Consider the following 9,196-nt stretch of genomic DNA (forward strand, 5'->3'; position numbering starts at 1 on the left):
TCTCCACCTCGTCGCCTTCGTCTGCCTCATGCTCAAACAGGCCGCTCTACTCACCCCAGGTCCATAACAGCCTCTAGAGTTTGACCCCCGGCGCCGCAGGCGCGCCGCCGCTGGGCGCGAAGGGCTGCGTCGGCGCCTGCGAGCGTGGCGGCGGGGCAGCGAAGGGCTGGGTCGGCCCGGAAGGGTTGGGGCCGCCTGAATAGGGCTGCGTCGGCTCGGTCGGGCGGCGCGTCTCGCTGTTCTGGTTGATGATGCGCATGCAGCGGACGAAGGCGTCCATGATCTGGTTGGAGCCGCGCAGCTGCGCCACCCAGGGCTGTTCGTTGCCTTCCATGAAGCGCAGCCGCATGGCGTCTCCGGCACGGAACAGCGCCTCGAACCGCGCCAGGTTCTCCCGCCCAATCTGGAACTGGATGCCGCGCCCGTTGTTCAGCGCCACCGCTCGGGCGGTCCAGCCGGGGGACTGGTCGATGGTCAGGTCCACCGGGATCTCGATCCCGCCCGGGATGTTCCAGCTGTTCTTGAACACATGGATGACCAGGCTGGTCCCGCCCTGGAAGTACTTCACGTGCATCGAGCGATCGGACCCGCGCACCATGACGCCGCAGACCGCCTTGCCGCTCTCGGACCCGCCGCCATAGGCGGTCCAGGCGCCGGAACGGGCCAGGTCCCGCATCTGCGGCGCCTGGGCCTGCGGGGCCTGCGCCAGCGCCGGAAGCGGCATCAGCGGGGCGGCGAGGGCCGATGCCAGCAACAAGGCACGTGCCGTGGAGGGGAAGAAACGAAGCAGGACGTCCGGTCCAGACAAAGGCATGTCTCTCGCCGCTACTCAATGACAGGGGTGTCATTTTTTGAGGCGAAGGCGAGGCTGTCCAATCGTTTCTTCGTGTAATCCTGCCTGGAAACCAAGCACGGCTTCGCGCTTTTCGGCCAGCCGGTCGGGAGTGGGCAGGTCTGGGCTGCGGCCGTGCTGTCCGGGGGCGCAGAGAACGCCCATTCCCCGGACCCCTTTTGGGGTTCGTTGAGTGAGCGTTGGGCTTCTGGACCGTGGCGCGGCCTGCGGCGGGTCAGGCCGGTCAGCCCGGCCATCGAGGCGCCGGGATAGCTACGGCTTGCGCCCCGCATGCAGGCCCGGCCATCCAGGTCCCGTCAGGCCGGAATGGGCACCTGTTGCGCCAGCGGGTCCAGCAGGCTCTCGATGGCCAGCGGCTCTTCCCACTTCAGCCGCACCGTCAGCACCTTCACCCGGCTGCGGAAGGCGGGAGGAATGCGGACATAGTCCTTTGCGGTGGTGATGGGCGTGGCGCGCAGGCGGTCGGCTTCTTCCAGCAGTTCGCGCAGGTCGCCGGCATCGTAGGGGTAGTGGTCGGCATAGGGCACGCGGCCGGCGACCACGGCGCCCACCTCCTGCAGGCTGTTGAAGAACTTACGCGGGTTGGCGATGCCGCAGAAGGCGAAGACCGGCTGGCCGGCCAACAGCTCGGCCTCCGGCCCAGGCACCAGGCGGGCGCGCAGGATGGGCAGGTCCGGCGGCAACTGGGCAGCGGCGCCGCTTTCGTCATCGCCGATCAGCACGGCGGCGCGGCAGCGGGCGGCGGCGGCGTAGACAGGCTCCCGCAACGGGCCGGCGGGGATGATGCGGCCATTGCCGAAGCCGTAATTGCCGTCCACCACCAGCAGGGAGAGGTCCTTCACCAGGCCGGGGTTCTGCAGGCCGTCATCCATGACAATGGCGCGGGCGCCGGCCTCGATGGCGGCACGGCCGCCGGCCTGGCGGTCCGCCGCCACCCAGGTGGGGCGGATGCCGGCCAGCAGCAGGGCTTCGTCGCCCACCGCCTGGCTGTCATGCTGGTCCGGGTCCACCTGGACCGGGCCCTTCAGGGTGCCGCCATAGCCGCGCGTGAGGAAATGCGCCGCCACGCCGCGGTTGGACAGGCGCTGGCCGATATCCAGCGCCACCGTGGTCTTGCCCGCCCCGCCAGCCGTTGCGTTTCCACAACAGATGACCGGAACAGGAGCCTGCCAGCCAGGTTTCGCCACCCGGCGTGCGGTCGCTGCGCCGTAGAGAGCGGCGATCGGGGATAGCAGCAGGGGCGCAATTCCCCCGCTGCCCCCGCTCCAGAAGCCGGGGGCACGCATTGGCGGCGAACCAGTCCTTCTCGTCTAGACCGCCGGCGGAAGGCCGGTGGCGGTGGGCAGCAAACCCAGGATCGCGTCCGCCAGCTTTTCCGGCAGATGCGCTGCGTTATCGGCGATCGTCGCCGCTGCGCGCGTCATCGACTGCCCGCGCGAGGGATTCGTTAGCACGTCATCAACGGTTTCGGCCAGCGTCGCCGCATCGCTCACCCGGGCGGCGCCGCCAGCTTGCAGCAGGTCGTCCGCCACCTCGCGGAAATGTTCGGTATGGGGGCCGAGCAGCACGGGGCAGCCCAGACGCGCCGGCTCCAGCGGGTTGTGCCCGCCCTTCGGGACCAGCGAGGCCCCGACCAGCGCGACGCCGGCGACGCGGAAGAACAGCCCCAGCTCTCCCAGCGTGTCGGCGACATAGATCTCGGTCTCCGCATCCGGCTCGGCGCCCTCTGCCCGGCGGCGAACGCGCAGGGGGGCGGCCAGGGCGGCCACGTCCGGCCCACGATGCGGGTGGCGGGGGGCGATGATGGTCAGCAGCTCCGGCAGCCGCGCCGCCAGGCTGCGATGCGCGGCGAGCACCACCTCATCCTCCCCAGGATGGGTGCTGGAGGCGAGGAAGACCGGCCGGCCGCCGATGCGCGCCCGCAGCGCTGCCAGCTTGGCCTCCTCCACCGGCAGCGGCTCGGCGGCGGCTTTCAGGTTACCCCAGCAGGTGGCGTCGGCGGCGCCCAGGGCGCGCAGGCGGGCGGCATCGTCCTCGCTCTGCGCCAGCACCAGCGCGAAGTGGCGCAGCAGATCCGCTGCCAGCCCGGGCGCCCAGCGCTGCCACAGCGCGGCCGAGCGGGGGGAGATGCGGGCATTCACCATGACGCTCGGGATGCCGCGCGCCGCCAGCGCATAGGTGCGGTTGGGCCACAGCTCGCTCTCGGCGATGGCCACGGCATCGGGGCGCCAGCCATCCAGGAAGCGGTCGACCCAACCCGGCACGTCCATCGGCGCGAAGCGATGGATCAGCCGCGCCGCCACCGCCGGCGGCAGGCGCTGCGTCAGCAGGGAAGCAGAGGTGACGGTACCCGTCGTGACCAGCAGATGCAGGTCTGGCCGTTGTTCCAGCAGGGCTGAGAACAACGGCAGCAGGGAGAGGCTTTCCCCCACGCTGGCCGCATGCAGCCAGACCAGAGGCCCCTCCGGCCGCGCCGCCCCATGCCCCTGGCGCTCCCCGATCCGTTCGGGGATTTCCTTGCCCTGGGCAGCGCGCCGGCGCAGTAGCAACGGCAGCAGCGGCGCCGCGGCATGGCCGACGGCCCGGCTGGCCCGGCGTGCCAGGCTCAAGGGGCCATCCTCATACGCGGCGGCTCTCCGTATCCTGGGCGCCGCCGGCAATCCAGGAATCCGCCAGGTCGCAGGCTTCGTTCAGCGCCTGCGCGATCAAGGCGGCCCCGGCGGCGGTATCGCCGGCCTCCACCGTGATCGGCGGGCGGCAGACCAGCACGCCGCGGGTAAAAGGCAGCGGCAGCATCATGCGGTCCCAGCTCGGCAGCAGGCGGTGGCGGCGGGTGGCGGCGGCGGTCGCCATCACCGGAAATCGGCCCAGCCCGGCGATCTGCGCCACACCCTCATTCGCTTCTCGCCGCGGGCCGCGCGGGCCGTCCGGCGTAATGGCGACCGGGTTCCCCTCCCGCAGCACCTTCAGCAGGGAGCGCATGGCAGCGGCCCCGCCGCGGGAGGTGGAGCCATGCACCATGACCAGCCGGAAGCGGGAGACGATATTGCCGATGAACCGCCCATCCCGGTGCTGGGAGACCAGGACATGCGGCATCCAATGCGCCGTCTCCGGATACTGGTCGTGCACCACGGTCCACAGCATCGGCATCATCGGCAGCCGTTCATGCCAGAAGGCGACGATCAGCGGTTTCGTGTCACGCGCGAACGGCAGGATATTGGCCTCGCCCACCAGGGACCACCGCGTGGTGCGGTAGCAAAACCCCAGGTATCGGCCGATCAACCCGGCCAGCAAAGCCTGGGTCCTGGGATGGCGGATCAGCGAGCGGAACATGGAACATGCGACATTGTGACGGCGCCGTAGCACGCCGGGCGCCATGTCGGAAACGGGAAGCTTGGAGGGCTGCCCCTCAGCGGGACCGGAACTGAGGCTCGGCTTCTGCCTTGGCCGGCCAGCATCGCCTTGGCGGGGAAAGAGAAGGCCGGGGAAGGAATTCCCCGGACCCCTTCTTTTTTCTGCGAGTTTGGCGGGGCGCTGCCGGACTGAGAGCTGACGCTCTTCGATGATATTTGGAATGGGCCACGCGGGCTGAACCGTCAGTCGCCGGAGGTCCGAGACCGACCCATCAACGGCCAGGCCCGGAAAGCCCGAAGAAAAAAAGAAGGGGTCCGGGGAATTCTTTCCCCGGCCTTCCCCGTCATCAAGGAAGCCACGGAAAAGGGGTCCCAAAAGACCCCCTCCCGAGCGGCGTTACTCGGAGCGGCCGACGCCCATGGCCAGCGTGGCTTCGTCCATGCGCGGCTCGTAGGTCAGCGGGCGGCGCACGGCCCAGGCATTCTTGTACATAATCATCGGAATGAAGGCGACGTCCTGCATGGACACGGCCACGGCGGCGGCCAGGCGCTGTTCGCGCTGCCCGGCATCCATGGTGGAGAGGGCTTCCTCGATCTGCGTATCCAGCGCCGGGTTGTGGTAGCGGGTGTCGTTGCTGGCGCCCAGGCGGCGGGGTGCGTCGAAGCTGTGGATGATGTTCAGCAGCACACTGCCGGCCTCGGCCGTGGTGGAGCCCCACGAATTCTGCACGACAGAGAATTCCTGGCGGGACAGCCGCGTCAGGTAGGTGGAGAAGGGCATCGCCTCCACGGTGGTGGCGACGCCGATGCGCGTCCACATCTGCGCCACGGCCTGGGCGGTCTGTGCGTCGTTCGGGTAGCGGTCGTTGCTGGCGTGGATGGTGACCTTGAAGCCCTGCGGGTAGCCGGCCTCGGCCAGCAGGGCACGGGCGCGGGCCAGGTCCTGCGTCGGCACCGCCACGTTGGCGTTGTAGCCGAAGGCGCCGGGCGGCATCCACTGGCCGGTCGGCTCGGCCATGCCCTGCATCACGCGCTCGGCCAGGCCCTGGCGAGCGATGGCGAGGGAGAGCGCCTGCCGCACCCGCAGGTCCAGCAGCGGGTTCTTCGGTAGCGGCTTGCCGTCGTTATCCGTGATGAAGGGGGTGGCACCGGTGCGCTCCATGTCCAGGGACAGGAAGAGGGAGCGGGCGCTCGGGCGCTCGAAGATCCGTAGGTTGGCCTCGCCGCGCAGGCGCGGCAGGTCGCTGGCGGAGGGGTTGGCGATCAGGTCGACATCGCCGGAGAGCAGCGCGGCGGTGCGGGCGGCGGGGCTGGGGATGATGCGGAAGTCGACGCGGTCCCACTCCTGCTTCGGGCCCCACCAGGCCGCGTTCCGCTCCACCGCGATGGAGGAGCCGGAGCTGTAGCTGGAGAAGCGGTAGGGGCCGGTGCCGATGGCCGCCTTGCCGGAATTGTAGTCCGCCGTCGTCGCGCTTTCGCCCACGTGGCGGGAGATGATGGCGATGGCGGCGAGGTCGATCGGCAGGTTCGGCGTGGGGGCGGAGGTGGTGATGCGCAGCGTCAGCGGGTCCACCGCCTCCACCTTCGTCACGGTCCGCAGGCTGCCGCCGAAGCTGGCCGGGCTGTTCGGCACGCTGGGGGCGCGGCCGAAGGTGAAGATCACGTCGTCCGCGGTGAAGGGCTTGCCGTCATGCCAGGTGACGCCCGGGCGCAGCTTGAACTCCCACAGATTCTCCTCGACCGGGGTCCAGGAGAGGGCGAGATGCGGCGTGGGCCGGCCATCCGGCCCGCGCATCACCAGCGTGTCGAACACATGCCGGGCGAAGGAGGAGTTCGGGGCCGCATTGGCGAAATGCGGGTCGATGGAGGTGACCGGCGCGGAGAGACCGATGCGGAGATCCGCCGCGATGGCGGGGCTGGCCAGCATCGGCAGGGCAGCCAGCCAGGCGGCGGCTGCCCAGGCGGACATGGGGCGGAAGGCGTTCATGATGCGGGTTCCGGTCAGTGGCCAGCGGCCATGTCGAGCGGGGGAGGGACGTCCTTGGGGATCGGGAAGACGTCCGGCATGTCGGCGGTGCGGGCGGCGTGGTCGGCCTTCGCGCGGGCCAGCAGTTCGGGGTTCTGCAGCAGATCCAGCGCGGTGCCGGCCATGACCTTGGCCACGTGTTCCAACCCCTTATGGGCTGCGGGGGCCTTGCCCTGGGCCACCAGCTGCCAGGAATGGCCCGGCGTGCCGATGGCATAGGTGGCGCCGCGCGCCTGCACGGTCGGTACCTTCCAGGAAACGGTGCCGACATCGGTGGAACCGATGCCCGCGGGTTCAGGCGCGGAAAGGGGGACCAGCCGCTCGGCCAGGGCCTCGCCCGGCTGCGGTGGCATGCCGGCGCGGCGATAGGCGGCGTCGATCTCGTCCTTGGTCAGCGTTGCCTGGATCTGGGCGGCGAATGCCTTGTCCGCGTCGTCGAAGCGCGGCGGGCCGAGGCGAAGGAAATTATCCTCCATCGCCTGCTCCAGCGGCACGTTGCCCACCAGCTCCGCATCGGCGGAGAGGACACGGTGGACCACGCTGGTCTCGGTCATCAGGCTGGCGCCCTCGGCAATCTTCTTCACCCGCTCCAGCAGCGCGAGCACTTCGGCCATGGTGAGGGAGCGGACAAGGTAGCGCACCCGCGCCCGGCCCTGCACCACGTTGGGGGCGATGCCGCCGGCATCCTGCAACGCGTAGTGGATGCGGGCGTGGCTGGGCATATGCTCCCGCATGTAGTTCACGCCGACATTCATCAGCTCCACCGCATCGAGGGCGGAGCGGCCGAGATGCGGCGCGGCGGCGGCGTGGCTGCTGCGGCCGGTGAAGGAAAAGTCCACCTCCATGCAGGCCAGGGAACGCGGCTTGTTGACGCCGGAGAAAGCGGCCGGGTGCCAGCAGATGGCGATGTCCACGTCATCGAAGGCGCCATCCCGCACCATGAAGCCCTTGGCGGAACCGCCTTCTTCGGCCGGGCAGCCATAGTAGCGCACGCGGCCCTTCAGGCCGTTGGCGGCCAGGTAGTCCTTCACCGCCGCAGCGGCGAGCAGGGAGGCGGAGCCGAGCAGGTTGTGGCCGCAGCCATGGCCGGTGCCACCGGCCTCGATGGGCCGGTGCTCGGCCACGCCGGCTTCCTGGGAAAGGCCGGGCAGCGCGTCATATTCGCCGAGGATGGCGATGACCGGGCCGTCCTCGCCCGCCTCGCCCATCACGGCGGTAGGGATGCCGGCGATGCCGGTGGAAACTTTGAAGCCCTCGGCCTGCAGCATCTCGGCATGCGCGGCGGCGGAGCGGTGCTCGGCATAGTTCAGTTCCGGCGTGCCCCACACGCGGTCGCTGAGCTCGGCATAGCGGGGCTGCTTGTCCTCGACGATGCGCCAGACGGCTTCGGTGTTCTGCATGATCTTGCTTGGTCCCTCTGGCACTCGGTCGGCGGTGATTTAGGACCAATCGATAGGCGTGAGAACAAGGGAAAGGCCAGGGGAAGGAATTCCCCTGGACCCCTTCTTTTTTCTGTCAGTTGGGGTTTGCGTCGCCGAACTGAGAGGTCGCGCTTTGATGATTTGAAGGCCACGCAAGCTGATGGGTCAGTCGCCGGAGACCTCCCGCTGACCCCGGCTTTGGCACGGAGGCTGCGCATCACACAGCCACATCCAAAAGACTCGCAGAAAGAAAAGAAGGGGTTCGGGGAATTCTTTCCCCGGCCTTCAATCCTGCCTCAGGGCCGCCAGGTCCGGTGGTAGGGGTGCCCGGCGCGAATGGCCTGGGCACGGTAGAGCTGTTCCGCCAGCATGCCGCGGACCAGGAAGTGCGGCCAGGTCATGCGGCCGAGCGAGATGCGGAGGTCTGCCCGGGCCTGCACGGCGGGGTCCAGCCCCTCCGCGCCGCCGATGAGGAAAGCGACGGCCTTGCCGCTTTCCTCCCACTTCGCTGTCAGGGCGGCCAGCTCCTCGCTATCCGGGGAGAGGCCGCCAAGGTCCAGAGCCACGGCCAGCGCGGCCTCCGGCAATGCCGCCAGCAGCGCCGCGCCCTCCCGCCGCCGGATCTCGGCGGCGGAGCCCTTGGCTTCAGGAATTTCCTTCACCACCAGGGGCGGGCGCAGGCGGGCATTGTGCTGGGCGAACAGCGCGGCCTCCGGCCCCGGCTTCAGCCGGCCGACGGCCAGCAGCAGGGGCGCGCGGCTCAGCCTTCCTCCTCCTCGTCTTTCTCGTCCTCGCCATCCGATTCGATGTGGATGAAGTCGTCGTCGAGGTCGATCACCTCGTCATCGGCGAATTCGGCGGCGATCTCGGCGGTGTCAGGGTCGGTGGCCTCGTCGTCGACGCCGTCCTCCTCGCCCAGCTCGCGCGTGCCGATGCCGGCCATGATGGCCTCTTCATCGGTCACGTCCCCCTCGGGCACCGGGCTGTCCGGGCCCCACATCTTCTCGATGCGGTAGTTGGCGCGGGTCTCCGGCTTGAACAGGTGGACGATCAGGTCGCCGGCATCGAGCAGCACCCAGTCGGGCGAGGCCTCGGTGCGGATGCGCTTGATGCCGAACTCGGCCAGCGCCTTCTCGATATGCGTGGCCATCGCCTGGATCTGCCGCTCGACGAAGCCGGTGGCGACGATCATGCGGTCGGCGAAGGTGGCGCGGGTGGCGATGTCCAGCACCACGATGTCCTCGGCCTTGTCGTCCTCCAGGCTGGCGACGGCGGCCTGCACCAGGCGGTCGACCTCGGGCGGGGAGAGCTTCACGCGCTTCACCTTCGGCGCGGCCGGCTTGGCCACCGGCCTGGCCGTCTGGCTGGCCGGCTTCTTCACGGCGGGGACGGGCTTCTTCGCCGCCACCTTCGCCGCCTTGGGGGCAGTCCGGGCCGTGGGGGCCTTGGCGCCGCGGGCCGGGGCAGCCGCACGGCTGGCCGGTGCCTTGCGGGCAGCGGCGGGCTTGGTGGCGGCGCGCGGCTTGGGCGCGGTGGTGCGCTC

Annotated in this window: 8 protein-coding genes; all 8 read right to left on the minus strand. The window is 69.8% G+C overall.

The window, feature by feature from the left end; genetic code table 11:
* Positions 1-73 precede the first annotated feature (73 nt).
* Positions 74-757, minus strand: a complete 684-nt coding sequence (locus tag IBL26_RS24485) for a hypothetical protein (protein WP_187787127.1) — start codon at positions 755-757, stop codon at positions 74-76.
* 392 nt (positions 758-1,149) lie between these two features.
* Positions 1,150-2,139: a tetraacyldisaccharide 4'-kinase gene (gene lpxK / locus IBL26_RS24490; RefSeq protein WP_187787128.1), complete on the minus strand. Its 990-nt coding sequence runs from the start codon at positions 2,137-2,139 to the stop codon at positions 1,150-1,152.
* A gap of 24 nt (positions 2,140-2,163) precedes the next feature.
* Positions 2,164-3,462 (minus strand): 3-deoxy-D-manno-octulosonic acid transferase, encoded by a 1,299-nt coding sequence (locus IBL26_RS24495; RefSeq protein WP_187787129.1) that lies wholly within the window; start codon positions 3,460-3,462, stop codon positions 2,164-2,166.
* A 10-nt stretch (positions 3,463-3,472) separates the two neighbouring features.
* On the minus strand, positions 3,473-4,186 hold the full coding sequence (locus IBL26_RS24500) for a lysophospholipid acyltransferase family protein (protein ID WP_187787130.1): 714 nt from the start codon (positions 4,184-4,186) through the stop codon (positions 3,473-3,475).
* 417 nt (positions 4,187-4,603) lie between these two features.
* Positions 4,604-6,193: an ABC transporter substrate-binding protein gene (locus IBL26_RS24505; RefSeq protein ID WP_187787131.1), complete on the minus strand. Its 1,590-nt coding sequence runs from the start codon at positions 6,191-6,193 to the stop codon at positions 4,604-4,606.
* Positions 6,194-6,207: 14 nt separating this feature from the next.
* Positions 6,208-7,632, minus strand: a complete 1,425-nt coding sequence (locus IBL26_RS24510; RefSeq protein ID WP_187787132.1) for a M20 family metallopeptidase — start codon at positions 7,630-7,632, stop codon at positions 6,208-6,210.
* Positions 7,633-7,949: 317 nt separating this feature from the next.
* A complete protein-coding gene (locus IBL26_RS24515; RefSeq protein ID WP_187787133.1) occupies positions 7,950-8,402 on the minus strand; it encodes a 23S rRNA (pseudouridine(1915)-N(3))-methyltransferase RlmH in 453 nt (150 codons plus the stop codon).
* Positions 8,403-8,413: 11 nt separating this feature from the next.
* The coding region (gene rsfS, locus IBL26_RS26195; RefSeq protein WP_367615507.1) for a ribosome silencing factor at positions 8,414-9,196 on the minus strand (783 nt) is incomplete at its 5' end.

The sequence above is a fragment of the Teichococcus aerophilus genome, assembly GCF_014490485.1.
GTDB lineage: Bacteria > Pseudomonadota > Alphaproteobacteria > Acetobacterales > Acetobacteraceae > Pseudoroseomonas > Pseudoroseomonas aerophila.

Coding starts and splice junctions, on each gene's coding strand:
- IBL26_RS24505 (WP_187787131.1), bottom strand. CDS start 6,193: ATGAACGCCTTCCGCCCCATGTCCGCCTGGGCAGCCGCCGCCTGGCTG.
- lpxK (WP_187787128.1), bottom strand. CDS start 2,139: ATGCGTGCCCCCGGCTTCTGGAGCGGGGGCAGCGGGGGAATTGCGCCC.
- IBL26_RS24500 (WP_187787130.1), bottom strand. CDS start 4,186: ATGTTCCGCTCGCTGATCCGCCATCCCAGGACCCAGGCTTTGCTGGCC.
- IBL26_RS24510 (WP_187787132.1), bottom strand. CDS start 7,632: ATGCAGAACACCGAAGCCGTCTGGCGCATCGTCGAGGACAAGCAGCCC.